This window comes from Aeromonas sp. s9 (assembly GCF_040907765.1).
GTDB lineage: Bacteria > Pseudomonadota > Gammaproteobacteria > Enterobacterales > Aeromonadaceae > Aeromonas > Aeromonas caviae.
The window spans coordinates 1-24760 of record NZ_JBFOCK010000061.1; the positions used below are offsets into that span (position 1 = coordinate 1).

The 24760-nt window shown below is 64.2% G+C and carries 21 protein-coding genes and 5 tRNA genes; 13 read left to right on the forward strand and 13 right to left on the reverse strand.

Features of this window, described 5'->3' with window-relative positions:
* The coding region (locus AB5Y54_RS11215) for an IS1595 family transposase (RefSeq protein ID WP_368153273.1) at positions 1-678 on the reverse strand (678 nt) is incomplete at its 3' end.
* A gap of 128 nt (positions 679-806) precedes the next feature.
* Positions 807-1724, reverse strand: a complete 918-nt coding sequence (locus AB5Y54_RS11220; protein WP_109112798.1) for a LysR family transcriptional regulator — start codon at positions 1722-1724, stop codon at positions 807-809.
* A gap of 163 nt (positions 1725-1887) precedes the next feature.
* Between AB5Y54_RS11220 and AB5Y54_RS11225 the strand changes: the two genes are divergently transcribed.
* Positions 1888-3321, forward strand: coding sequence for a glycoside hydrolase family 1 protein (locus tag AB5Y54_RS11225; protein WP_119197675.1), 1434 nt, complete (start codon positions 1888-1890; stop codon positions 3319-3321).
* A gap of 95 nt (positions 3322-3416) precedes the next feature.
* Here AB5Y54_RS11225 and AB5Y54_RS11230 read toward each other — a convergent pair whose 3' ends face one another.
* Entirely contained in the window at positions 3417-4175 is a 759-nt protein-coding gene (locus AB5Y54_RS11230; RefSeq protein ID WP_103260056.1) for an SDR family NAD(P)-dependent oxidoreductase, read from the reverse strand.
* Positions 4176-4305: 130 nt separating this feature from the next.
* Here AB5Y54_RS11230 and AB5Y54_RS11235 point away from each other — a divergent pair, with 130 nt between their 5' ends.
* Positions 4306-5241, forward strand: coding sequence for a LysR family transcriptional regulator (locus tag AB5Y54_RS11235; RefSeq protein ID WP_109112800.1), 936 nt, complete (start codon positions 4306-4308; stop codon positions 5239-5241).
* Here the strand turns inward: AB5Y54_RS11235 and AB5Y54_RS11240 are convergent.
* Positions 5221-6231 (reverse strand): AraC family transcriptional regulator, encoded by a 1011-nt coding sequence (locus AB5Y54_RS11240; RefSeq protein ID WP_216986956.1) that lies wholly within the window; start codon positions 6229-6231, stop codon positions 5221-5223. The two genes, AB5Y54_RS11235 and AB5Y54_RS11240, sit on opposite strands and share 21 nt — an antisense overlap.
* A gap of 231 nt (positions 6232-6462) precedes the next feature.
* Here AB5Y54_RS11240 and AB5Y54_RS11245 point away from each other — a divergent pair, with 231 nt between their 5' ends.
* From AB5Y54_RS11245 to AB5Y54_RS11255, 3 genes are all read left to right on the forward strand, one after another.
* On the forward strand, positions 6463-8499 hold the full coding sequence (locus tag AB5Y54_RS11245) for a glycoside hydrolase family 3 protein (protein ID WP_109113204.1): 2037 nt from the start codon (positions 6463-6465) through the stop codon (positions 8497-8499).
* Between the two features lie 169 nt (positions 8500-8668).
* Positions 8669-9526: a deoxyribonuclease IV gene (gene nfo, locus AB5Y54_RS11250; protein ID WP_109113205.1), complete on the forward strand. Its 858-nt coding sequence runs from the start codon at positions 8669-8671 to the stop codon at positions 9524-9526.
* Between the two features lie 35 nt (positions 9527-9561).
* Positions 9562-10539, forward strand: coding sequence for a Gfo/Idh/MocA family protein (locus tag AB5Y54_RS11255; protein WP_111896941.1), 978 nt, complete (start codon positions 9562-9564; stop codon positions 10537-10539).
* An 85-nt stretch (positions 10540-10624) separates the two neighbouring features.
* Here AB5Y54_RS11255 and AB5Y54_RS11260 read toward each other — a convergent pair whose 3' ends face one another.
* Positions 10625-11509: a LysR substrate-binding domain-containing protein gene (locus tag AB5Y54_RS11260; RefSeq protein WP_010674621.1), complete on the reverse strand. Its 885-nt coding sequence runs from the start codon at positions 11507-11509 to the stop codon at positions 10625-10627.
* A gap of 103 nt (positions 11510-11612) precedes the next feature.
* Here AB5Y54_RS11260 and AB5Y54_RS11265 point away from each other — a divergent pair, with 103 nt between their 5' ends.
* The 4 genes from AB5Y54_RS11265 (at position 11613) to AB5Y54_RS11280 (ending at position 15908) form a co-directional block, all read left to right on the forward strand.
* On the forward strand, positions 11613-12593 hold the full coding sequence (locus tag AB5Y54_RS11265) for a TDT family transporter (RefSeq protein ID WP_368153781.1): 981 nt from the start codon (positions 11613-11615) through the stop codon (positions 12591-12593).
* 220 nt (positions 12594-12813) lie between these two features.
* On the forward strand, positions 12814-13803 hold the full coding sequence (locus AB5Y54_RS11270; protein WP_201972171.1) for a lipid A biosynthesis (KDO)2-(lauroyl)-lipid IVA acyltransferase: 990 nt from the start codon (positions 12814-12816) through the stop codon (positions 13801-13803).
* Between the two features lie 154 nt (positions 13804-13957).
* Positions 13958-14953, forward strand: a complete 996-nt coding sequence (locus AB5Y54_RS11275; RefSeq protein ID WP_109113063.1) for a lauroyl-Kdo(2)-lipid IV(A) myristoyltransferase — start codon at positions 13958-13960, stop codon at positions 14951-14953.
* 94 nt (positions 14954-15047) lie between these two features.
* The gene (locus tag AB5Y54_RS11280; protein WP_029314478.1) at positions 15048-15908 is read left to right on the forward strand and encodes a PA4780 family RIO1-like protein kinase; all 861 of its coding nucleotides are present in this window, start codon (positions 15048-15050) and stop codon (positions 15906-15908) included.
* Positions 15909-15968: 60 nt separating this feature from the next.
* Here the strand turns inward: AB5Y54_RS11280 and AB5Y54_RS11285 are convergent, their stop codons facing one another.
* Positions 15969-16847 carry a pirin family protein gene (locus AB5Y54_RS11285; protein ID WP_111897000.1) on the reverse strand — a complete coding sequence of 293 codons (879 nt, stop codon included), beginning with the start codon at positions 16845-16847 and terminating at the stop codon, positions 15969-15971.
* Between the two features lie 237 nt (positions 16848-17084).
* Between AB5Y54_RS11285 and AB5Y54_RS11290 the strand changes: the two genes are divergently transcribed.
* Entirely contained in the window at positions 17085-19487 is a 2403-nt protein-coding gene (locus AB5Y54_RS11290; protein WP_111897001.1) for a DNA polymerase II, read from the forward strand.
* 140 nt (positions 19488-19627) lie between these two features.
* On the opposite strand, the gene AB5Y54_RS11295 is transcribed toward AB5Y54_RS11290, so the two are convergent.
* The 7 genes from AB5Y54_RS11295 to AB5Y54_RS11325 all read right to left on the reverse strand — a co-directional run bounded on the left by AB5Y54_RS11295 (position 19628) and on the right by AB5Y54_RS11325 (position 22132).
* Positions 19628-19704, reverse strand: a tRNA-Val gene (locus AB5Y54_RS11295).
* Between the two features lie 39 nt (positions 19705-19743).
* A tRNA-Val gene (locus AB5Y54_RS11300) sits at positions 19744-19820 on the reverse strand.
* Between the two features lie 121 nt (positions 19821-19941).
* A tRNA-Val gene (locus AB5Y54_RS11305) sits at positions 19942-20018 on the reverse strand.
* Positions 20019-20035: 17 nt separating this feature from the next.
* A tRNA-Val gene (locus AB5Y54_RS11310) sits at positions 20036-20112 on the reverse strand.
* Between the two features lie 11 nt (positions 20113-20123).
* Positions 20124-20200, reverse strand: a tRNA-Val gene (locus AB5Y54_RS11315).
* Between the two features lie 194 nt (positions 20201-20394).
* Positions 20395-21774 carry an MATE family efflux transporter gene (locus AB5Y54_RS11320; RefSeq protein WP_279956108.1) on the reverse strand — a complete coding sequence of 460 codons (1380 nt, stop codon included), beginning with the start codon at positions 21772-21774 and terminating at the stop codon, positions 20395-20397.
* Between the two features lie 151 nt (positions 21775-21925).
* Positions 21926-22132: a YaeP family protein gene (locus AB5Y54_RS11325; protein ID WP_010674629.1), complete on the reverse strand. Its 207-nt coding sequence runs from the start codon at positions 22130-22132 to the stop codon at positions 21926-21928.
* Positions 22133-22265: 133 nt separating this feature from the next.
* On the opposite strand from AB5Y54_RS11325, the gene AB5Y54_RS11330 reads away from it, so the two are divergent.
* The 3 genes from AB5Y54_RS11330 to AB5Y54_RS11340 all read left to right on the forward strand — a co-directional run bounded on the left by AB5Y54_RS11330 (position 22266) and on the right by AB5Y54_RS11340 (position 24444).
* The gene (locus tag AB5Y54_RS11330; RefSeq protein ID WP_279956110.1) at positions 22266-22877 is read left to right on the forward strand and encodes a riboflavin synthase subunit alpha; all 612 of its coding nucleotides are present in this window, start codon (positions 22266-22268) and stop codon (positions 22875-22877) included.
* 102 nt (positions 22878-22979) lie between these two features.
* Positions 22980-23270, forward strand: coding sequence for a YciI family protein (locus tag AB5Y54_RS11335; RefSeq protein WP_029314482.1), 291 nt, complete (start codon positions 22980-22982; stop codon positions 23268-23270).
* Between the two features lie 145 nt (positions 23271-23415).
* Positions 23416-24444, forward strand: a complete 1029-nt coding sequence (locus AB5Y54_RS11340; RefSeq protein ID WP_368153785.1) for an IS110 family transposase — start codon at positions 23416-23418, stop codon at positions 24442-24444.
* Positions 24445-24760 lie beyond the last annotated feature (316 nt).

Here is a 24760-nt window from a genome sequence, read left to right on the forward strand (position 1 = left end):
GCCGTCGCTACACAACACCGCATCTGACGAGACAAGGGGTGTCAAAACAGCTATCACCGTCTCGGCATTCATTTTCTCCAACTGAAAATCCGCATGGTGACCAGCCCGGTCCTGAACCACCATCACCGGGATGTAATCCGGCCCTGTGCCTCGGGTACGGCCTTTGCCCCCACGGTGGCGGGCCGGGCGGGGCAAACCACGTTGCCCTTTAAACGACTCCAAGAAGAAGGTCTCATCAACCTCGACGATACCCCCTTCCCGTGCCGCCTGGTGACTCGCCATGGCTTTCAGGAAGCGGTGACGCCACAAGAAGGCGGTGTTTTTACAGACTCCGCAGCGGACGGCAGCCTGTCGGACGGTCAGACCGTCGATGAGGGCCTGGGCGTAGTCTTCCCAGCATTGTGCCTTGCGAAGTCGAGCCAGAGGCGTCTTGGTGAGAACGGAACTGGTGCGCAGACACTGCTTGCAGCGATAACGACGCAGCCCTCGACTCCAACCCCAGGGAGCCAACTGCGTAGCCTCGGCCTGACAGTGAGGGCAACATCGACAAGCGGGGAGTTGAGCGGCCAGCGAGGTGATTGGGTGAGGGGTAGTGAGTTCATGTTGCGCGAGGCGACGCTGGCGCATGGTGAGCTGTGGAAAGAGAGACAGTAGATGTTGAAAGGCTTGGGTATCCATGATGGAGGCCCTCAGGGTGATGACCTACTTCAAGGTTAGCCTTTCAACATGTAATTGGGACAGCGCCCAATTTTAAGGAGGGTGTCCGCCCAATGCCATCGTTAATGTGATTCTCGAATGGTTCCCTTTCATGGGGTGTCCCAGGTGGGAGCCCCGTACCCTGCCGTCATGAGGCCGGTGAGGGCGGGATCCGCCAGCTCCGCCACCGTCTGCCAGAAGGGGGCGACGAGGGGATTGTCGTTGCCCGGCGGGCGAATGAGCCCGATGATCCAGCTCGCGTCGGCCTCCCCGAGGGGCAGGGTCAGCACATCGGGATGCTCAATGGTGGTGGAGGAGGGGACCAGGGTCCAGGCGATGCCGGCTGCCGCGGTGGCGATGCCGGCGGCGAAGTCGTTCACGTACTGGATGTCCTGAAAGCGCAGGCCGCTCTGGGCGAGGTAATGGATGAACTGATCGTAAAAAGAGGGGGCCTTGTCCCGGCGCAGGATGGCGAGCGGCTTCTCCTGCAGATCGGCGAGCCCTGCCACCCCCTGATAGCCTGCGGGCAGCACGGCGACGAAATGGGCGCGTACCACGGGCAGCACCGGCCAGCCCTTGGGGGCGGGCAGGCGGCAGAAGCCGAGATCCAGCCGGCCCTCCGCCAGCGCCAGCAACTGGTGATGGGTGGAGAGATCGTTGAGCTCGATGGCGACCCCGGGGCGGCTGGCCCGAAAGCGGGCGATGGCGGCGGGCACCAGCAGCTTGGTGGCGACCCCGAAGCCGATGCGCAGGGTACCCGCGTGGCCCGCCAGCACGTCGCGGGCGCTGCGGGCGAGCTGCTCGCTCTGGGCCACCAGGGTGCAGGCGTCGGCATAGAGGGCGCGCCCGAGCACCGTCAGCCGGGTGCTGCCGGCGTTGCGCTCGAACAGCTCGCCGCCAAGGTCCGCCTCCAGCCGGCGGATCTGCTTGCTCAGAGCCGACTGGGTGACGTGCTGGCGCGCCGCCGCCTGACCAAAGTGCAATACCTCCCCCAGGGTGACGAAGGCTTTCAGGTCTCTCAACTCCATGGTGCCTCGCTTGATTCCAAATAGGAATGATAGGTGGCCATATTTGTCATTGGACGGAATTCTAGAAGTGTTGGATGCTGGTGCCAACTCATTTCGGACCCCTGTACGGGGCCGACGTATCACAGGATGGCCCCCGCCATCCACGCAGAAGGAGCAACACCAGATGCATCATCACAAGTTCAATGACTTCCCGAACGGTTTCCTCTGGGGCGCCGCCTCCGCCGCCTATCAGGTGGAAGGGGCCTGGAACGAGGAGGGCAAGGGCCCCTCGGTATGGGACAGCTTTACCAAGTTGCCGGGCAAGACCTTTGAAGGGAGCAACGGAGACGTGGCGGTGGATCACTACCACAGGGTGGAAGAGGACGTTGCGCTGATGGCCGAGATGGGGCTCAAGGCCTATCGCTTCTCGGTGAGCTGGCCGCGCATCTACCCGACGGGGCGTGGCGAGGTGAACGAGGCGGGGCTCGCCTTCTACGACAGGCTCATCGATGCCCTGCTGGCCCACGGCATCGAGCCGGTGCTGACCCTCTATCACTGGGATCTCCCCCAGGCCCTGCAGGATGAGTACGGCGGCTGGGAAGACAGGCGCATCATCGACGACTTCGAGCGCTATTGCGTGACCCTCTATCAGCGCTTCGCCGGCAAGGTGAAGTACTGGGTGTCGCTCAACGAGCAGAACTACAACCTGACCAACGCCTACCAGCTGGGCACCCATCCTCCCGCCGTGCAGGACAGGAAGCGTTTCTTCGCCGCCAACCACATCGCGTTTCTCGCCAATGCCCGGGTCATCAAGGCGTTTCGCCAGCACGTGCCAAACGGCCTGATCGGGCCGAGCTTTGCGTACTCCCCCGCCTATCCGGCCTCCTGCGCCCCGAGCGACATGCTGGCGTTCGAGAATGCCGAGGAGTTCACCAACCTCTGGTGGCTGGATGCCTACTGCTTCGGCCGTTACCCCCAGGCGGCGCTCGCCTATCTGCGGGAGACCGGCGAGGCGCCGGAGATCCTGCCGGGCGATCTCGAGCTCTTGCGCGAAGGCACCCCTGACTACATCGGGGTCAACTACTACTACACCCTGACCTTCACCGACAACCCCCTCGGCGGCCAGACGATGCAGCGCATCAACACCACGGGCAAGAAGGGCACTACGCCCTCCAGCGGCATTCCCGGCCTCTACAAGACGGCCCCCAATCCGCACCTTGAGACCAGCAACTGGGACTGGGCCATCGATCCCACCGGGATGCGCATCGCCCTGCGTCGGCTCTCCTCCCGCTACGCCCTGCCGCTGATGATCACCGAGAACGGCCTGGGGGAGTTCGACAAGCTGGAAGCCGGGGACAAGGTGAACGACGACTACCGTATCGCCTATCTGCACAGCCACCTCAAGGCGTGCCAGGAGGCGATGCAGGACGGGGTTGAGCTCCTGGGCTACTGCGCCTGGTCCTTCACCGACATCCTGAGCTGGCTCAACGGCTACCAGAAGCGCTACGGCTTTGTCTACGTGGACAGGGACGAGCAGGGAGGGTCTCTTCGTCGCATCAAGAAAGAGAGCTTCCACTGGTACAGCCAGGTCATTGCAAGCGGTGGCAAGGCCCTGTAACGGGCCCGGTGCGCCGCACCTCGTTTGCCCAATGCCGGAAGGCCCCCTCGTCGGAGGGGGCCTTCCTTGTTTGTGCAGCAGGCAACCATGACCGCCTAGATAAACATGCCGCCCGAGGCTTCGATGCGCTGGGCGGTGATCCAGCGGCAGTCATCGGAGAGCAGGGCGGCGATGGCGCCACCGATGTCGTCGGGCTGACCCACCCGGCCAAGGGCGGTCTGGCTCGCGAGAAAGTCGTTGACCCCCTTGTTGTCGCGCACCACGCCGCCGCCAAAATCGGTCTCGATGGCGCCGGGGGCCAGCACGTTGACCGCGATGCCCCTGGGGCCCAGCTCCTTGGCCAGATACTGGGTGAGCACCTCGACGCCCCCCTTCATGGCGGCGTAGGCGGCATAACCCGGCATGGCGAAGCGGGTGAGACCGGTGGAGAGGTTGAGGATGCGACCGCCGTCTGCCAGGAGGGGCAGGAGCGCCTGGGTCAGGAAGAAGGTCCCCTTGAGGTGGATGTTGAGCAGGGTGTCGAACTGCTGCTCCGTGGTCTGCTCAAAGCTGGCATGAATGCCGATCCCGGCGTTGTTGACCAGGAAGTTGAAATGGGTGCGCTGCCACTCTCGGGCGAGCAGTTGCGTCACCTCCTCTGCGAAGGCTGCGAAGGTGGCGCTCTCGCCCACGTCCAGTGCCAGGGCGTGGGCCCGGACGCCGAGGGTGCGGGCCTGGGTCACCACCGCCTCCGCCTCTGCGGCCTGGCTGCGATAGGTGATGATGAGGTCGACGCCTTTGGCGGCGAGGGCCAGGGCCCCGTGCTTGCCAAGGCCGCGGCTGGCCCCGGTGATGAGGGCGATGGGTCTGGTCATGGTATGACTCCTGTCAGGGTGGCGGACACAGGCTCGATACGAGCCGACCGGATCACTGTATTGTTCCTTTTTAACTGGATAAATAGCGTGATAATAGAATCACTGTTCCGTTTATCGAGACAATCAGACCATGGATCAACTGGATGCGATGAGAGCCTTCGTGCGGGTTGCCGAGCTGGAGAGTTTTACCCGCTGCGCCGAGCAGACGGGCATCCCCAAGGCGACCCTCTCTGCCGCCATCCGCCGGCTGGAGGAGCGCATGGGGACCCGGCTCCTGCTGCGTACCACGCGGCGGGTGCAGCTCACCACGGACGGCCAGCTCTGCTATGCCAGATGCCGGGAGCTTTTGGCGGACATGGAGGAGTTTGACGGCCTGTTTCGCCAGGGGGGGCAGATCTCGGGACAACTGCGGGTCGACATGCCAAGCCGGATGGCCCGCCACCTGGTGATCCCGGCCCTGCCGGACTTTCTGGCGCAGCATCCCGCCCTGCAACTGATGCTGAGCAGCACGGACAGGCGGGTGGATCTGGTGCGCGAGGGGTTTGACTGCGTGGTGCGGGTCGGGGCGCTTGAGCCCTCCAGCCTGGTGGCCAGGCCCCTTGGTCACTATCGCCAGATCAACTGTGCCAGCGCAGGCTACCTGGCTCGCCACGGGGTGCCCCGCACCCTTGGGGATCTGGCGGGCCACCGGCTGGTGCATTATGGTCCCGGGTTTGGTGCCGGGCAGGGGCGCAGCGAACCCGGCTTTGAATACCTGGCAGAAGATGGCCGCCGCGCCCTGCTGCCCATGGCGGGGGCCCTCATGGTCAATGACAGCGAGACCTACCTGGCGGCGGCGCTGGCGGGGCTTGGCATCATCCAGATGCCGCGGGTGGGGGTCGAATCCCTGCTCGCGGTGGGCGAGCTGGTGAGCATCCTGCCCCAGTGGCAGCCGCCACCGCTCCCCATCCACGCCCTCTATGCCCATCGCCGCCAACTGGCCCCCAGGGTCCAGCTCTTCATCCACTGGCTGGCGGGGTTGCTCGCCGCCCATCTCGGGGGCGCCTCAGAGGCGGCTGCGCCTTGAGCGAAACTCGCGGGGGGAGAGGGCAAACGCCTCCCGAAAGAAGCGGGTAAAGCTGCTCTGGCGGGCAAAACCCAGGCGCTCCCCCACTGTCTGCAGGGGGAGGGCGGGATCCTGCAACAGGCGGCAGGCCTCCTCCCGGCGCACCCGCTCCAGCAGACCCGAGAAGTGGCACCCTTCCTCCCGCAGATGGCGGTTGAGGGTCCAGCGGGTCAGCTTGAGGTGCTCGCACACCCCATCGAGCAGAGAGGAGGCCTCGGTGCTCTCTTGCCACAGCTGCTGGCGAATGAGTGTCATCACCCTGTCCCGGTAGCGGCTGCTGGGGCGAAGCTGGGCCATCTGCCGGTCGAGCTCCCCGAGCAGCAGGGGTTGCAGGGGCAGGTTGCACTGCTCGTGGGTGAGATCGAGCAAGGCGGCGGGAAAGCGTAGCTCGAAGGCCGCCCCCTGTTGCAACCGCCCTTCCAGCCAGCCTGCCAGCTCACGCCACAGCCTGGGGCGTACCGGGGTGGGCAGCACCAGCAGCCCCTGGCCCGGGTGGTAGAACTGGAGCAGGGCATAGAGATGGCAGAGGTTGGCCAGGCTGCTCAGGGCGATGACGTCCGGATGATCGGACTCCGAATGGTAGCTGATCCTGGCCTGTCCCTCTTCTTCTTGCAGGCGGATCTCGTCGCTCTCGCCGATGAGGGGGCGGTAGGCGAGGAAGAAGTGCAGGGCCTGGCGAAGGGTGGCGGCGTTGCAGCACAGGCTCGCCAGCGACATGAAGTCGGCAAAGAGACCGGGTAGGGCGGGGGGTGTCCAGTCGAGGGCCAGATCCACGTGGGGGGCGGCCCCGGCCAGCAGCCGGAAGTGGCGCACGGTGTCGAGCCGCCCCTGAGGGATCAGCAGCTCTTCGTGGGCGATGCCGCAGGGGTGCAGGAGGGCAGCAGGATCCCGCCCGCGGGCCTGCCAGTGGTTGAGGCAGTGCAGGGCAATCCGGTTGGAGACGGTCTTCACGGCAAAAATCCTTGTCAGCGGTGGCCCACCATCATCGGCCAACGGCGGCGGATTGCCGTGAGCCAGCGCCGCTTTCATGTTTCAGATTTGTAACCAAGGGTAACCCTGCAACCCTTTTCACACTTTTCAATCCTGCTCCCAACCGGCAACTTCCTGCACCCGACGGGCAAGTGAGAGGGGCCGCTTTTGCATAGAGTGGCGACTCCTACACACACAAGGAAGATAACAACAATGAAACACCACTCGCTCTCCCGAACCCGTGTCGCCCTCGCCATCGGGGCCCTGCTGCTGGCAGGGTGCAACGACAACGACTCCACCCCCAAGCCCGAGCAGCCCGTTCTGGGCCACCGCACCGTCACCCTCATCGAGCAGGACGGCCTGCAATTCAAGGATCTCGATGGCAGCGGCACCCTGACCCCCTACGAGGACTGGCGCCTCGGCGCCGCCGAGCGGGCCCGGGATCTGGTGGGCAGGCTCACCCTGGCCCAGAAGGCAGGGCTGATGATGCACGGCACCCTGGTGCTGGACGGGGCGGGGCGGGTGAACCTCGCGGCCATGGACAAGATGCTGCGCGAGGACGGGGTCAACACCTTCATCACCCGCATGGCCGGTGATCCGGCGGCCATCGCCGCGGACAACAACACCCTGCAGGCCCTGCTGGAAGGGGTGGGATTCGGCATCCCCATGACGGTGAGCACGGATCCCCGCAACCACTTCACCCATGATCCCAACGCCACCAGCATCGGTGCCGGGGCCTTCTCCCAGTGGCCCGAAACCCTGGGGCTGGCCGCCATCGGCGATGCTGCCCTGGTGCAGCGCTTTGGCGACATCGCCCGTCAGGAGTACCGGGCCGTCGGCATCCACGAGGCCCTCTCGCCCCAGGCGGATCTTGCGACCGAGCCGCGCTGGGGGCGCATCAACGGCACCTTCGGGGAAGATAACCTGCTCGCCAAGTCCCTGGTCAAGGCCTACATCGAGGGCTTCCAGCAGGGGAGCGAGGGGATAGGCAAGGAGAGCGTGGTCACCGTGGTCAAGCACTTCGCCGGGGCCGGTCCCCAGAAGGACGGGCTGGATGCCCACAACCCCTGGGGCAAGGAGCAGGTTTACCCCGGCGGTCAGTTTGCCTACCACCTGGTGCCCTTCGAGGGCGCCTTCGAGGCCAGGGTGGCCGCCGTGATGCCCTATTACGCCATGCCCCTGGGCCTGACCCAGGATGGGCAGCCCGTCGAGGAGGTGGGGTTTGGCTTCAACCGCCAGATCATCACGGATCTGTTGCGGGGTCACTTCAAGTTTGACGGCGTGGTGCTGAGCGACTGGGGCATCGTCAATGACTGTGACAGCCGCTGCGAGCAGGGGCTGACCCAGGATGAAGTCAATGCCGGGGTGAGCCCCTGGACCGTGCCCTTTGGCATGTCCTGGGGCGTGGAGAAGCTCACCAAGGCCGAGCGTTATGCCAAGGCCATCGACGCCGGGGTGGATCAGTTCGGTGGCGTGGAAGACCCAGCCCCCTTGCTGGCGGCGGTGCAGAGCGGTCTGGTGACCGAGGCGGCCGTCACCACTTCGGCCGAGCGGATCCTGGCCCAGAAGTTTGCCCTCGGGCTCTTCGAGAATCCCTATGTGGATGCCGAGGCCGCGGTGGCCCTGGTGGGCAAGACAGAGTTCCAGCAAGAGGCCCAGGCCGCCCAGGCGGCGTCTCACGTGTTGCTGAAGAACGAGGGAGCCCTGCTGCCGCTGAAGGCGGACGGCAAGCGGGTCTATCTGCACAATGTCAACGCCGAGGTGGCCAGGGCCAACGGCTATACGGTGGTGACGAACCTGGCCGACGCGGAGCTTGCCATCGTGCGGGTCAACGCCCCGGGCGAGCAGGATCCCCGCTTCCCGTTTGGCAGCATCCACTTCGGTCAGCTCGGCTTTGCCAGCAATGATCAGGTGGTGCAGGAGACGGCCCACGAAGGGGTCTACCGCGGCGCGGATGACTTTGCCGCCATCCAGGCCATCGAGCAGGCCGGGGTGCCCCTGGTGCTCTCCGTCTATCTGGACAGGCCCGCCATCCTGACCGAGGTGGCCCCGGCGGCCCGGGTGCTGCTGGCCAACTTCGGCGCCCTGGATCAGGCCCTGTTCGATGTCATGAGCGGCACCCAGAAGGCACGCGGCAAGCTCCCCTTCGAGCTGCCCTCCAGCTGGCAGGCGGTGCTGACCCAGTCCCCGGACGTGGCCAAAGACTCACAAAGCCCGCTCTATCCCTACGGGGCCGGTCTGGCCTATTGACGGACAGGGATGTCCTGTCTCTCATCAAGGCGCCTGCGGGCGCCTTTTCCATTGCCCCCATCGACAATCCCGGTTTGGCGCAAGGGGTTGGCTTGGGCATAATGGCGCCCCGGCAACGGGTGCGGTGGCCAGCGCGGCAGGCACCCGGTCACAGTGCACAGGAGATGAGATGAAATTTATCGGAGCCCACGTCAGTGCGGCGGGCGGAGTGGAAAACACCATCGCCCGGGCCAAAGCCATCGGGGCCAACGCCTTCGCCCTGTTTACCAAGAATCAGCGCCAATGGCAGGCGGCGCCCCTCTCCGAGGCCAGCATTCGCGCCTTCAAGGCCGCCTGCGAGAAGGAGGGCTTTCGCCCCGAGCAGATCCTGCCCCACGACAGCTACCTCATCAACCTGGGTCATCCCGACCCCGATGCCCTCGCCAAGTCCCGGGATGCGTTTCTGGACGAGATGAAGCGCTGCGAGCAACTGGGGCTGTGCTACCTGAACTTCCACCCGGGCAGCCATCTCAAGCAGATCCCCGAGGCGGTGAGCCTCAAGCTCGTGAGCGAGTCCATCAACTGGGCGCTGGAGCGAAGTGAAGGGGTGACGGCGGTGATCGAGAATACCGCAGGTCAGGGCACCAACCTCGGCTGGTCGTTCGAGCACCTGGCCACCCTCATCGACGGAGTAGAGGACAAGAGTCGGGTCGGCGTCTGCTTTGACACCTGCCACGCCTTCGCCGCCGGTTACGATCTGCGTACCCCCGAGGGGTGCGGGGCGGTGTTTGCCGACTTCGACCGCATCGTGGGGTTCCAGTACCTCAAGGGGATGCATATCAACGGCGCCAAGTGTACCTTCGGTAGTCGGGTCGACCGTCACCACAGCCTGCGGGAGGGCAACCTCGGCGAGGCGGTGTTCCACCACATCATGAACGACGACCGTTTTGACGGCATCCCGCTTATCCTCGAGACCATCGACGAGTCCATCTGGGGCGAGGAGATAAGCTGGCTGCGCAGCCTGGCCGGGAGCCCGCGCCCGGCGTGATGCCGGGGTCCACCATTGGGTAGCAAGGAGAGACGATGCACGACGAGACAAGGGCGCCCCTGCGCTTTGGCATTGCCGGGGCGGGGGCCATCGCCCGGCGTTTTTGCCGCGATGTGAACGGGCACGCCAGGGGAGCCGAGGTGGTGGCCATCGCCGCCCGGGACCAGGGACGGGCGGACGAGTTCGCCCGGGATCTGGGGCTGCCCCACGCCTATGGCAGCTATGAGGCCCTGGCCGCCAGCCCCGAGGTGGAGGCCGTCTATGTGGCGGTCATCCACCCGGAGCACGCGGGCCTGGTGAGGCAGATGCTGCTGGCGGGCAAGCACGTACTGGTGGAAAAACCGGCGGTGACCCGGGTGGCGGATTGGGACGCCCTGGTGGCGCTCGCCCACGCACGGGGCCTGCTGCTGCTCGAGGCCATGAAGGTGATGTGCTTCCCCGCCATGCGCGCCCTGTTGCAGCGCCTGCCCCTGCTGCCGCCGCCGCGCGAGCTGCGGGCGGCGTTCGGTTCGGCCCAGCCGAAGGTGGGCAAGCTGTTCGATCCGGCGCTGGATGGCGGCGCCGCCTGGGACGTGGGGGTCTATCCCCTCTGGCTCCATGCCGCCCTCTGTCATCGGCTGGGGCTGGGCTGCCCCGCCCCCGAGGTGACGCTGACGCGGGCTCCGGGGGAGGTGGATCTTACCGCCAGCTTCACGTTCGATGAGCCGTTTCGGGCCGAGCTCGGGGCCTCCATCATCGAGGATCTCGAGCGGGAAGCGTCCTTGTCCGGGGAGGGGTGGAGCCTGGTCATCGAGGGCAAGTGGTGGAATCCCCAGCACATTCGCTGGCAAGGGGGGCCTGCCCCCGTCATCTGGCCGGCGGACATCTACCTGCCGGTGGAGGGGGGCGGCATGCAGCACGAGGCGGATCACTTCGCCGATTGCCTGCGCCACCGGCTGCTGGACTCCCCCTGGGTGCCCCAGGCCGTGACCCGGCAGGTGCTCGGCTGGATTGAAGGGGGACTCGCCGGCTGAGGCCGGGGAAGGGCTGAGGGCCGAGGGGGTCATCGGCTGAACGACAAGGGCGCCAATGGCGCCCTTGTCGTATCCGAAGGGTTTCTCACGCCAGGGTCTGGGCGCGGCAGAAGGCCAGGAAGCGGCGCAGGGCGACGGAGTGGAACTTCTGCTTGTGCCAGACGAGGGAGAGCTGGCGGGGGAAGCGGCGACTCGGGGTGAGGGCCACCAGGCGCCCCTGTGCCAGCCGGTCCGCCACCGCGAGGCGGGAGATGAAGGAGATGCCGAGCCCCTTCTCCACCGCCAGCATCACCGCCTCCAGGGTATTGAGCTCTATCCCCGCCTGCCAGCGGGGCAGGTGGGGCTGGAGCTGCTGCTCGAACTGCTCGCGGCTGCCGGATTGCGCCTCGCGCAGCACCCAGGTTTCCCCGGCAAGTCGGCGCAGGGGCAGCTCGAGCTGATCCGCCAGGGGGTGACCGGGGGCGGCGATGATGAGCATCTCGTCCTCCAGCCAGGGTTCGCTCACCAGGTCCGGGTGGTGGTTCTCCCCCTCGATGAGGGCGAGATCCAGCTCGAAGTGGGCGAGGGCATGGCACAGGAGGTGGGTGTTGGCGATGGTGACCCTGGGGGCGGCCCCCAGCTCCTGGGCCCCCTCCGCCAGCAGGGCGGGCAGCAGGTAGTTGCCGATGGTCTGGCTGGCCCCGAGGTGCAGCTGGCCGCTCGGCTCGGCATCGGGGCTGAAGAGCTGCTCTATCTCCTGCATCCGGGTCAGCAGCTCCTCGGCGGCCGGTTGCAGCAGGCGCCCCTCGCTGTTGAGCTGAAGCCTCGGGTGCACCCGGTCGAACAGGGGCGTGGCGAGCTGGCGCTCCAGCTCCTGCAGCGACTGGGAGACGGCCCCCTTGCTCAGGCAGAGTTCATTGGCGGCGCCCCCCAGGTTGCCGTGGCGGGCGATGGTGGCAAACACCTTGAGTTGTTGCAGGGTGAGCTTCATATCGTTTGATTTTCCTAAACGCTAAGTTCAATTCATTTAGATATCGTAAACGATAGACCCCCTTTATCCTATGCCCATCGTCATCATCAAGAGGGTATTCGCCATGATCGCAAGAACCCGCCGCTCCCTGGCTGCCGCCCCGACCCCCATGGCCGGTCTGGCTCTGGGGATCGCCAGCCTCGGCTGGTGCTGGGAAAATGCCGGTCAGTTCGATGGCCGTCTGCAACTGCTGGGGGCCGCCATCGCCGCCGTGCTGCTCCTCGTCCTGACCTTCAAGTTTCTGATCCACCCGCGCCTGCTGTGGCAGGATCTCGCCCATCCCGTGGTGGGCAGCGTGGTGCCCACCTACGCCATGGGGACCATGGTGGTCTCCAAGGCGGTCGGCCTGCTCGCCCCGACCCTGGGGCAGGGGCTCTGGCTGTTTGCGGTCATCATCCACCTCGTCTTCCTCGCCACTTTCGTCTGGCACAGGGCCAGAGCGTTCGAAATCCATCACATGGTGCCGAGCTGGTTTGTGCCGCCGGTGGGGATCATCGTGGCTGACGTGGCCTACCCGGGCGGTCCCTTCGCATCCCTGGCCACCGGCCTGCTCTGGTTCGGCATGGCCTGCTACGGCCTGATGCTGCCGCTGATGCTCTATCGCCTCATCTTCAGCCACGAGGTGCCGGATGCCGCCAAGCCCACTATCGCCATCCTGGCCGCCCCGGCGAGCCTGTCGCTGGCCGGCTACCTCACCGTGAGCCAGGATCCCTCCCTGCTGCTGGTGGCGGTGCTGATCGGGATCGCCGTGCTGATGACCGGCATCATCTACCTGGCCTTCATCAAGCTGCTGCGCCTGCCGTTCTCGCCGGGTTACGCCGCTTTCACCTTCCCCCTGGTGATCGGGGCCACCGCCCTGTTCAAGGTGAGTCACCTGCTGTCGCAGTGGCCACAGGCGGCCCGCTATGCCGAGCAGCTCCATCAGCTGGCCTATCTGGAGCTGGGGGTGGCCACCCTGGTGGTGGGTTACGTGGCCCTGCGTTACCTGATGTTCTTCCTGCCGGCGGTGCAGGATGACCTGCCGGGGCAGCCCGCACGCCGCTAGGCACAAGGTTTTCATCCCCCCTCGTCATCGACCCCGCCCGTGCGGGGTCTGCCGTTCGTGATGCAGTGACACAGAGGGGAATCAAATGAAGCAGATTAATTTTGTCAATCCGTGAAGTGGCTTAAATAGTTGCCCATACAGGCGACATTCAGTTGGCGTTAACTGGTAATACCTGTCACGATGCGCGCCACTTTATCTTCCCATTGTTTTGTCGTGCCCCATGTCCTCATCTGATCCCGTGTTTGACGCCCGATTCCAGCCTCGTCTGCTGCACCCCCGTTACTGGTTGAGCTGGCTCGCCCTCGGCGCCATCGGTGTGCTCGCCTTCGTTCCCCCGCGCTGGCGGGATCGCCTGGCCGATGCTCTGACGCCCCTGGTATGCGCCATTTCGAAGAAGCAGATCTACATCGCCAGGACCAACCTCGCCATCTGCTTCAAGGAGAAGAGCGAGGCCGAGCGGGAGGCCATCCTGATGACTTCCATCCGGGTCGGCCTCAAGAGCCTGCTGGGCTTTGGCGAGTTCACCTGGCGCAGCCCCGCCCACGTGATGGGGCGGATCCAGGTCAGCGGTTGGGAACATATCGAGGCGGAGCAGGCCACTGGCCGACCGGTGATCCTGGTGGTGCCCCACAGCTGGCCCATCGATGCGGCGGGCTACTACTTCGCCCAGCGGGGCCTGCCCATGTGCACCATGATGAAGAGCGCCCGCAACCCGGTGTTCGACTGGCACATCAACGGCGCGCGGGCCCGGCACGGCTGCCGCGTCTATGAGCGCAGCGCCGGCATCAAGCCGGTGATCAAGGCGGTGAAATCCGGTCTGAGCTTCTTCTATCTGCCGGATCAGGATCACGGCCGGGAGGCGAGCCTGTTCGCCCCCTTCTTCAACCACCCCAAGGCGACGTTGCCGGCCCTGCCACGGCTGGTGAAGCTGACCGGTGCCCGGGCTCTGCCGGTGCTGGCCTGCTATGACGAGCAGGCGCACGGCTACCGGTTGGAGGTCGAGGCTCCCTACGCCGACTACCCGAGCGGGGATCTGATGGCGGATACCTGCCGCATGAACGACAGCGTGGAGCGCCAGCTCTGCCGCCACCCGGGCCAGTACATGTGGTTCCTCAAGATCTTCGACACCCGTGAGGATCAGGTGGGGCCGGATGGCCTCTACGAAGAGGGGATCCGGCGCATCCGCCGGGGCCTAGCTCCTCACCCCTGAGCCTTGCGCTCACCCGGTGCAAAAATGTGGCCCCAAGCGGGCCACTTTTTATTTCTAACTTGTCTGATCAGTGACTTGGCGCGAGGGCGCTGTGCAGGGCAGGGTAGAAAAAGTTGTCAGGATCACTAAAATGACGGTCTGTTTTGATGATTCGATGGCGACCATGTCCGCACAAGATCCGGTGTTTGATACCTCTTTTCATCCGCGCCTGCTGCACCCCCGTCTGTGGGGCAGCTGGCTGGCCGTCGCCCTGCTCTCCCTGCTGGCCTGGGTGCCGGCAAGGGCACGGGACAAGCTGGCCGACTACCTGGCCCCCCTGCTGCTGCGCGTCTCCAGGAAGCAGGCCTACATCGCTGACACCAACCTCAAGATCTGCTTCCCCCATCTCGACGAGGCGGGCCGTCAGGCCCTGCTGCTGAAATCCATCCGGGTGGGGCTCAAGACCTTCCTGGGCTTTGGCGAGCTGACCTGGCGCAGCCCCGACTTCCTCAAGGGGCGCGTCAAGGTGAGCGGCTGGGAGCACGTGGAGGCGGAGCGGGCAGCCGGTCGCCCCATGATCTTCGTGGTGCCCCACACCTGGGCGGTGGACATGATTGGCCGCTACTTCCCCCTCCAGGGGATCAAGATGTGCACCATGATGAAAAGCCCCAAGGATGCGGTGTTCGACTGGTACATCAACCGCGAGCGCAGCAAGGGCGGGCGTATCTACGAGCGCAGCGTCGGCATCAAGCCCGCCATCAAGGCCCTGCGCAGCGGCGACAGCTTCTTCTATCTGCCGGATCAGGATCACGGCCGGGAGGCGAGCCTCTTCGTACCCTTCTTCAACCACCCCAAGGCGACCCTGCCGGCCCTGCCCAAGCTGGTGAAGCTGACCGGTGCCCGCGCCGTGCCCATTCTGGCCTGCTACGACGAGGACGAGGGGTGTTACCGGCTGGAGATCGAGGCGCCGTTCGACCCTTATCCCACCGCGGATCTGGTGGCGGACGTCAACCAGATGAACCGCATGGTGGAGCAGCAGCTTGGCCGCTTCCCCGAGCAGTACATGTGGTTTCTCAAGATCTTCGAAACCCAGGAGCACGATCAGGGCGAGGACGGTCTCTACGAGGCGGGGGTCCGCCGCATCCGCCAGGGGCTGCCACCGGAACCTTGATCGACACGGCCCCCTTGCGGGCCGTTTCTGACAGGGGTGGCAGGCCACCAGCAAACAGGTGCAAACAAGGTGCAAATAGGGTAAAAGGGCGGTCATGAAAATTCCAAATCGAATCCAACCTCTGGTTGATGACGGCCTGGTGGACGATGTCATCAGCCGGCTGATGAGCGGCAAAGAGGCCGACGTCTATGTGGTGCGCTGCGGCGACGAGATCCGCTGCGCCAAGGTCTACAAAGAGGCGTCAAAGCGCAGCTTCAAGCAGGCCGTGGTCTATCAGGAAGGGCGGCGGGTACGCAGCAGCCGCGATGCCCGCGCCATGGAGAAGGGCTCCAAGTACGGTCGCAAGCAGCACGAAGAGGTGTGGCAGAACACCGAGGTGGATGCCCTGTTCAAGCTGGCGGCGGCCGGGGTGCGGGTGCCCAGGCCCTATGTCTGCCTCGATGGCGTGCTGCTGATGGAGCTCATCACCGACGCCGACGGCAACGTCGCCCCCCGTCTCAACGACGTGGCCCTGACCCGTGAGCAGGCTTTGGTGGATCATGGCAAGGTGATCCGCTACGTGGTGCGCATGCTCTGCGCTGGCCTCATTCACGGGGATCTCTCGGAGTTCAACGTGCTGGTGGACGAAGAGGGGCCCGTCATCATCGACCTGCCCCAGGTGGTTGATGCTGCCGCCAACAACCAGGCCAGGGCCATGCTGGAGCGGGATGTCGACAACATGCGCAACTACTACGGCATGTATGCCCCCGAGCTGCTCAAGACCCGGTATGCCCGGGAGATGTGGTCCTTGTTCGAGGATGGCAAGCTGGGCCCCGAGACCGAGCTCACCGGCCTGTTCGAAGAGAGCCGGGAGGCCATCGATCTGGATGGTGTGCTGCACGAGATAGAGAGTGCCCAGGAGGAGGCCATGGCCCGCCGGGCCAGGTTGCAGGCGGAGCAGGAAGAGGAGTCCTGACGGGCCTTCATCCCAGTCAACAAGAGCGCCATGGGCGCTCTTTTGTTTTGGAACCCTGGCTCAGAGCCCGGTCAGGGGCGGCGCTTTGAGACGGGGCCCCTGGTAACCCGTCACCTCGCCAAAGCGCGGATGACCGCTCTCCCAGTCGGCGGCGGCGGTGCTAATGGCCTCCTTGTCGACGCTCACGAAGTTCCACCAGATCTGCAGCGGTCTGGGCAGGGGCTCGCCGCCGATGAGCAGCAGCCGGGCGCCCGGGCGCAGGGTCAGCGCCACCTCCCGGTTGCCGGGGGGCAGGTAGAGCAGCTGCTCCGGGGCCAGGGCCTCCCCTGCGACGATGGTCTCCCCCGCGAGAGGAAAGAGGCCGTGCTCGAAGGCGGGATCCAGGGGGAGGGTGATCTCGCCTCCCTCGGGGGCGTGCAGATCCAGCCCCAGAATGGGGGAGAAGTGCAGAGTGGGGGCGCGCCGGCCGCCGTGCTCGCCGATGAGCAGGGTGAGGGTGATCTCCCCTTGCTGCCAGCGGGGGAGCGTCGGGTAGTGATCGAAGCGGGGCGGGGTATGCTGATCCGCCTCTGGCAGGGCTATCCAGAGCTGGGCGGCGTGCAGATCGGGCTGGTTCGGGACCGACTCCTCGGTGTGGGCGATGCCCCGTCCTGCGGTCATCAGGTTCACCTGGCCCGGACGGATCACCTGCTTGCTGCCCAGGCTGTCCCGGTGGAGGATCTCCCCCTCCAGCATCCAGGTGAAGGTCTGCAGGGCGATGTGGGGGTGGGGCCCCACATCCATGCCGGGGGCGCCGGGGGCAAAGCGGGTCGGGCCGATATGATCGAGAAAACACCAGGGCCCGATGGTGCGCCGCTCCTTGACCGGGATGGCGCGAGCCACCGGGATGCCGCCCACATCGGTGAGGCGGGAGGCAATGCGTTGCCACTGTTGTGTCATGGGGTGCTCCTTGTCGAGGAAAAGGTTGGCGCGCGCAGGCCGCAGCGTCTGCCGGAAGTTGGACATGCCGTCTCGCCCGGTGCCGGTGAGTGATGCCGAGGTTACTATGCCCCAATCCGGCGCCGGATGGCAAAGACGGGGCACAGCGCCTGCCCTGAGGGCCCAGCCCGGCAATTGCAGCCGGGTACTGTATGAACGTACAATAGTCCCATCCCACTCTTGAGCCCGACCACCTGCATGACCGACATCCAGCCCCTCCCTCCCGTGACCCCGCCGCTCGACGGCTTCATCCTGACCCGCCATGGTCGGGATGTGCAGGGGCGTACCGAGATCGTGATGTGGCTCTGGAGCGCACAGGGACCGGTACGGGTGGTGGTGCCGGGGCAGGAGCCGGTCTTCTTCCTCCCGGAACGCCACCTGGAGGAGGCGGCAGAGCTTTTCAAGGGGGCCGGGGTGAGGGGGCGTTTTCGCCGCCTCCCCATGCACACCTTCGAGGGGAGCCGGGTGGTGGGCTGCTACTTTGCCACCCTGAGCGCCTTCCACCGCGCCATCGAGCTGCTGCTCATCCGCGGATTGGAGCACTTCGAGGCGGATATCCGCCTGCCCGAGCGCTTTCTCATGGAGCGCTTCATCACCGCCGGGATGCGCTTTGACGGCAAGGCGAGGCGAAAGGGGGGCAGGCAGGGTTACTGGGAGGTAAACGAGGCGCGCTGTGCGCCGCAGGCGGTGACGCCGACCCTCTCCTGGGTCTCCCTGGACGTGGAGTGCGCCATGGATGGCACTCTCTTCTCGGTGGGGCTTCATAGCGAAGAGGACGCGCGGGTCATCATGATTGGTGCCCCGGAGCCGGACTCGCAGGACTGGGAGACCCCCGTCGAGTGGGTGGCGGACGAGCCAGCCCTGCTCGGTGCCCTGGAGGGCTGGTTCAGCCTGCACGATCCCGATCTCGTCATCGGCTGGAACGTGGTGAATTTCGACTTTCGCCTGCTGCTGCGCCGCGCCGAACTCCACAAGCGGCGGCTGCGGCTCGGGCGCGGGCGGGAGCTCTGCTTCTGGCGCTCGTCCCGAAACGACCCCCAGAGCGGCAACGTCATCATCCCGGGGCGCATGGTGCTGGACGGCATCGATACCCTCAAGAGCGCCACCTGGCAGTTCCCGAGCTACAGCCTGGATGCGGTGGCGAGCGAGCTGCTCGGGCGGGGCAAGGACATCGAAGACGTGGCCAACCGGGGGGAGAAGATCACCGAGCTGTTCCACTCCGACAAGGAGGCGCTGGCCCGCTACAACCTGGAAGATTGCAGGCTGGTGTGGGAGATCTTCGATTTCTGCCACCTCATCCCCTTCGCCATCGAGCGCGCCTCCCTCACCGGTCTTGAGCTCGACCGGGTGGGCGGGTCGGTGGCGGCGTTCACCAACCTCTATCTGCCACGGCTGCACCGCGGTGGCTATGTGGCGCCCAACCTGCCGGCAGACGGCGGGCTCGCAAGCCCCGGCGGCTATGTGATGGACTCCAAGCCGGGGCTCTATCGCCACGTGCTGGTGCTCGACTTCAAGAGCCTCTATCCCAGCATCATCCGCACCTTCTGCATCGACCCCATGGGGCTGGTGGAGGGGCTCAAACACCCGGATAACGCCATTCCAGGCTTTCGCGGCGCCCTGTTCTCCCGAACCCGCCACTTCCTGCCGGATCTCATCGCCACCCTCTGGGCGGCGCGGGATCGGGCCAAGGCCGCCAGTAACAAGGCCCTCTCCCAGGCCATCAAGATCATCATGAACTCCTTCTACGGGGTGTTGGGGTCGGGGGGTTGCCGCTTCTACGACCCGAGGCTCGCCTCCTCCATCACCTTGCGGGGCCACGGCATCATGCAGCAGACCCGGGAGTGGATAGAGGCAGAAGGGTTCGAGGTGATCTATGGGGATACCGACTCCACCTTCGTGCACCTGGGGAGCCATATCCGTCTCGAACAGGCGGACGAGATTGGCCAGCGACTGGCGAAGATGATCAACGACAACTGGGCCGCGCTGATCAGGCAGGAGTTCGACCTGCCGAGCCATCTGGAGATCCAGTACGAGACCCACTACCGCCGTTTCCTGATGCCCACCATTCGCGGGCTGGAGAAGGGGAGCAAGAAACGCTATGCGGGACTGGTGGGCGAAGGGGAAGGGGAGCACCTGGTGTTCAAGGGGCTGGAGACGGTGCGCACCGACTGGACCCCCCTTGCCAAGGCATTCCAGACCCGGCTCTACGAAATGGTGTTCCACGACCAGGATCCCAGCAGCTATGTGCGCACCATGGTGGACGAGACCCGGGCCGGCCGTCACGACGATCTGCTCATCTACCGCAAGCGGCTGCGCCAGAAACTCGAGGAGTATCAGAAGAACGTGCCGCCCCATGTGCGGGCGGCGCGCCTGGCGGACGAGGAGAACCTGCGCCGCGGCCTGCCCCAGCGCTATCAGCACAGGGGCACCATCGCCTACCTGATGACCCTGAACGGCCCCGAGCCTTTGGAGTACCGGCGCAGCGCCGTCGACTACGAGCACTACATCGACAAGCAGCTCAGGCCCATCGCCGACGCCATCCTTCCCTTTGTGGGGGAGTCGTTCGAGCGGATCTGCGGCCAGCAGCTCGATCTCTTCTGACAACGCGAGGTAAACGCGGCGGCCATGGCACGACAATGGCGGCCCGCGGGCCAGAGGGGACAGGAGGCAGATGACGGGGGAGAGCGGATGTCAGAGCCGACCAATGCAAAAAGCCCGCTATCAAGCGGGCTTTTCAAATCTGGTGCGTCCTAGTGGATTCGAACCACCGACCCCCACCATGTCAAGGTGATGCTCTAACCAGCTGAGCTAAGGACGCAGGGTGCGCAAGGCGACTTTGTGTGTCATTGCAGGGGAGTGGTGGGTTTAATTGGATTCGAACCAACGACCCCTACCATGTCAAGGTAGTGCTCTAACCAACTGAGCTATAAACCCACATCTGTGTTCAACCGGATTCGAACCAACGACATTGCCTACGCCATGTCAAAGTACTGTTCTAACCGACTGAGCTATAAACCCACATCAAATTCATATCTGCAATTTATTCAAACTGTTATGGTGCGTCCTAGTGGATTCGAACCACCGACCCCCACCATGTCAAGGTGATGCTCTAACCAGCTGAGCTAAGGACGCATAACAGGGTTTCGTGATGGTGCGTCCTAGTGGATTCGAACCACCGACCCCCACCATGTCAAGGTGGTGCTCTAACCAGCTGAGCTAAGGACGCATCACGAAAAGTGGTGGGTTTAATTGGATTCGAACCAACGACCCCTACCATGTCAAGGTAGTGCTCTAACCAACTGAGCTATAAACCCACTTCATAAACCGGGCTGAAGACCCGTTTTATCCCGCCAGCACTGCTGGCGTGGTCGGCATACTACCCATGGCCCCCAAGGCTGTCAACAAGGGACATGCACAAAGGAGACTGTTTGCCCAGTTCTTGTGCAGCCTGTTGATTTTACAGGCGAGCCGCCCCAAAAGTGCGGCTCCCCGTGCCCCTGGCCGCGCCCTATTGCGCCCGGGAGAGGGCGGTGCAGGCCGCGGGGCTGGCGAAGCGGCTGTAGATGACGCGCAGCCGTGCGCCCAGCATCAGGGCGGCGGAGGTGAGACCGACGATGAAGCCTATCCAGAAGCCCTGCGGGCCCATGCGCGGTACCACCCAGTCGGTCAGCCCCAGGATCATGCCGGTGGGCAGACCCAGCCCCCAATAGGCGACGATGGTGACGTAGAAGATGGCCTGGGTATCCTTGTAACCGCGCAGGGCTGCCGCGGCCACCACCTGCACAGAATCGGAGATCTGGTAGATGGCGGCGAAGAAGAGCAGGGTAGCGGCGAGGCCGATCACCTGCAGGTCGTCGGTGTAGATCCCCGCGATGGGGTCGCGCAGCAGCACGGTGAGGGCGGCGGTCGCGGCGGCGACGCCCATGCCCAGCATCAGGCCGGTGCGGGCGGCGACCCTGGCCTGATCCGGTTGACCTTCCCCTATGTTGTGACCGACCCGGATGGTCACGCCGACACCGATGGAGAGGGGCAGCATGAAGACCAGGCTGGAGAAGTTGAGCGCAATCTGGTGACTCGCCACCGTCTCCGCGCCGAAGGGGGCCAGCATCAGGGCGACCACGGTAAACAGGGTCACCTCGCAGAAGATGGCCATGGCGATGGGAAACCCCAGGCGGAACAGGCGCCAGATCCGGCTGCCGTTGGGGCGTGCCAGCTGAGCGAACAGGTTGATGCGCTTGAAGTGGGCAGAGCACTTCACATAGACGATCATCGCCAGCAGCATGGCCCAGAGCACGATGGCAGTAGCCACGCCGCAGCCGACGCCGCCGAGTTTCGGCATGCCGAAGTGGCCGTGAATGAAGATGTAGTTGGCGGGGATGTTGACCGCGAGCCCCACGAAACCGATCACCATGGTCGGCATGGTGTGGGAGAGCCCCTCACTGAAGTTGCGCAGCACCTGGAACATCACGAAGGCGGGCAGGCCCCACAGGATGGCGTGCAGGTAGCCGGCAGTCTTGGCCGCCATGACGGGATCCACGTCCATGAACTGCAGTGCCAGGGGGCTGAAGTAGAGTGCCACCATGGCGATGGGCGTGACGATGAGGGCGAGCCAGAAGCCCTGGTGCACGGCGGGGCGTACCTCGTCCTGCTTGCGGGCGCCGTTGAGCTGGGAAACGATGGGGGTGAGGGCCATGATGATGCCCTGCACCAGCAAGATGATCGGCAACCAGAAGCTGGACGCCACCGACACGGCGGCAAGATCCACGGCGCTCACCTGTCCCGCCATCACGGTATCGACGAAGTTCATGGCGATCTGGGCCACCTGGGCGACCAGAATGGGGCTGGCTAGACGAACGAGCTGCTTCGCCTCGGACCAATAACGTTGCACTGACACCTCCGAGTGGATCAGATAAAAGAGAAAGAGCGGGCAAGAGAGATGGGCTTTTGCCTCCTCGTCCTGAGGAGACAAAATGCGGGGGTGTCATTCTAGCCTGAAAAACCGCCAACGGGGAAGGTCGGCGGCAGATTTGTAGCCGGGATCAGGCGTCTTCGTGATCGCTGATCAGCAGGTTGGCCGCGGCATAGGCCGCCTGCTCGCGCAGATCCGCCGGTACCCGCTCGTCGGAGGCCACGGCGTTGAGCGCCCGTATGCTGGCGGCAATGGCCTGGGGCACATAACCCTGCTCACCGGAGCCAATCTGGTTGTAGGCGATGCGAATGGCTTCACAGCATTGATATACCTGCATTTTTGTTTCCTCGTTCAGTCTGGATTGATTGGGGTCACTATAGCGATCGCGCTTCTCCTTGTCAGCCGGCACCCTTGTCTTGCAAGGTGGCCGGGGGTAACCTGCCGACAATTTTCACAGCCTGGAGAGACTCATGTTCACCGGCATCGTACAAGGGACCGCCGAACTGGTGGCCATCGATTCACTGCCCAATTTTCGTACCCACGTGATCCACATGCCGAGCCCGGCCTGGGGCGAGGGGCTGGCCCTAGGGGCCTCGGTAGCCCACAACGGCTGCTGCCTGACCGTCACCCGGGTGGAGGGGGATCTGGTCAGCTTCGATCTGATGCAGGAGACTCTGCGCCTCACCAACCTTGGGCAACTGGTGGTGGGTGACAAGGTCAACGTGGAGCGGGCCGCCCGCTTTGGGGACGAGATTGGCGGCCATGCCATGTCCGGCCACATCATGGGGACGGCCGAGGTGACCTCGGTCATCGACACCCCCAACAACCGCCAGGTGTGGTATCGCCTCGATCCTGCGCTGATGAAGTACGTGCTGACCAAGGGCTACATCGGCATCGACGGCATCAGCCTCACCGTGGGCGAGGTGCGCGCCAGCGAGTTCTGCGTCAACCTAATCCCCGAGACCCTGGCCCGCACCAATCTGGGCTGGGTCAAGGCCGGCTGGCGGACCAACATCGAGATTGACCCCCAGACCCAGGCCATCGTCGACACGGTGGAGCGGGTGCTGGCGGCGCGCCAGTAACCACCTGAGCGCTGCCCCCAGGGTTTGAAGAGGAGGGCGGCATCCCGGGAAAGGCGCCCTCTTGTGGAAGAGGCGCCGCCCCAGAGCCTTGGAGACTTCTCTATGTTTGTCGTGACATTGACTTATGTGAAACCGCTGGCGGAGATCGATGCCCTGATCCCGGCCCACATTGCGTGGCTGGAGCGGCAGTATGCCGCAGGCCATTTTCTGGCGTCCGGGCGTCGGGTACCCCGAGTCGGGGGCGTCATACTGGCGCAGGGAGTGAGCCGAGACGCCCTGGAGGCGATGCTGGCAGAGGATCCCTTCAAGCAGGCAGAGGCGGCCGATTATCAGGTGGTGGAGTTTGTTCCGACCATGACGTCGGCGAAGGCGGCGTGCTTGAGGGAGGCGTGATCCAGCCTGACGATGGCACCAGAACAAACGGGACCCACAGGGTCCCGTTTGTTTTTATCTAATGGGATGGTCGCCCCTCCCCAAAACGGCATCTGAGTGCCAAAGTGGCGAATGTAAGTTCCCACTGATGAGAGAGGCGACCACCATGAAGGCTACGACTATCGGCATTGATCTGGCAAAACATCTCTTCCAATTACATGGCGTTGATCAACATGGCAAGACGGTCCTCAAGCGACAGTTGAAGCGGGATCAGATGCTCTCATTCTTTACCAATCTTCCTCCTAGCCTGATCGGCATGGAGGCATGCGGCAGTGCCCATTACTGGGCCAATAAACTGCAAGGAATGGGGCATACCGTCAAACTGATGGCGCCGCAGTTCGTTAAGCCCTATGTGAAGACCAACAAGAACGATGCTGCGGATGCAGAAGCTATCTGCGAAGCCGTCACCCGACCCAATATGCGGTTTGTGCCAATAAAAAATGGCGAGCAGTTAGCCGTGTTGGCGCTACATCGCGCAAGGCAAGGGTTCGTCAAAGCCAGAACGGCACAAGCTAATCAAATCAGGGGCCTGCTGGCTGAACATGGCATCATTGTCCCTAAAGGTATTGCACACATTAGCCTACGATTGCCCAAGCTCCTGGAGGATGCAGAGAACAACCTACCCGGAACGTTTCGTCAATTAATTGAGCGTTTAGGGGAGCACCTCAAAGAGCTCGCCAAGCAGGTGAATGAACTGGAAGAGCAGATCTGGTGTTGGCACAAAAAAAACTCGGCAAGCCAGAAGCTGGCTAAGATGCCGGGTATTGGTCCTCTCACGGCCAGTGCACTGGTAGCGTCTATCGGCGATGCAAAGCAGTTCGAAAATGGCCGCCAGCTAGCAGCCTGGCTGGGCTTGGTACCCAAGCAACATTCCAGCGGCGGCAAGCAGACCCTGTTGGGGATAAGCAAACGCGGTGACATCTATCTACGCACACTGCTGATCCACGGGGCCCGCTCCGTGCTCCGGGTCGCTGAGCGTAAGACAGAGTACGCAGGAAGCTGGCTTTCGGGGGTCATGGAGCGACGTAACCATAATGTAACGGTAGTGGCACTGGCCAACAAGAATGCACGCATCATCTGGGCATTACTTGCCCATGAGCGCGAGTACGATGCTGATCACGCAGTAGCGGCCTGAGCGCAATAGCTAGCACAGGAACGGTGTTTCATAGCAAGCGTGACAAAGTATCGAGTTAACAACCAGCGTTAGAAAGTACCACCGATTGCACGGGCGATCATGACGTGATGGCGAGGCAGGTCAGACCGTGACTGGCAAAACCCGACAGACACAGGGCACTAATAAGTGCGTTTAGCTGATAGAGGAGCCAGTCAGCGAATTCCATCAGGGATAGAGGCTGTTGCCTCGGTGAAATCCGGATCTATGGCTGCAATCTCAACCTGACTCACTTTCATTGATTGAGGGCTTGGCAAACCGGGGCGACCATCTATGTGTC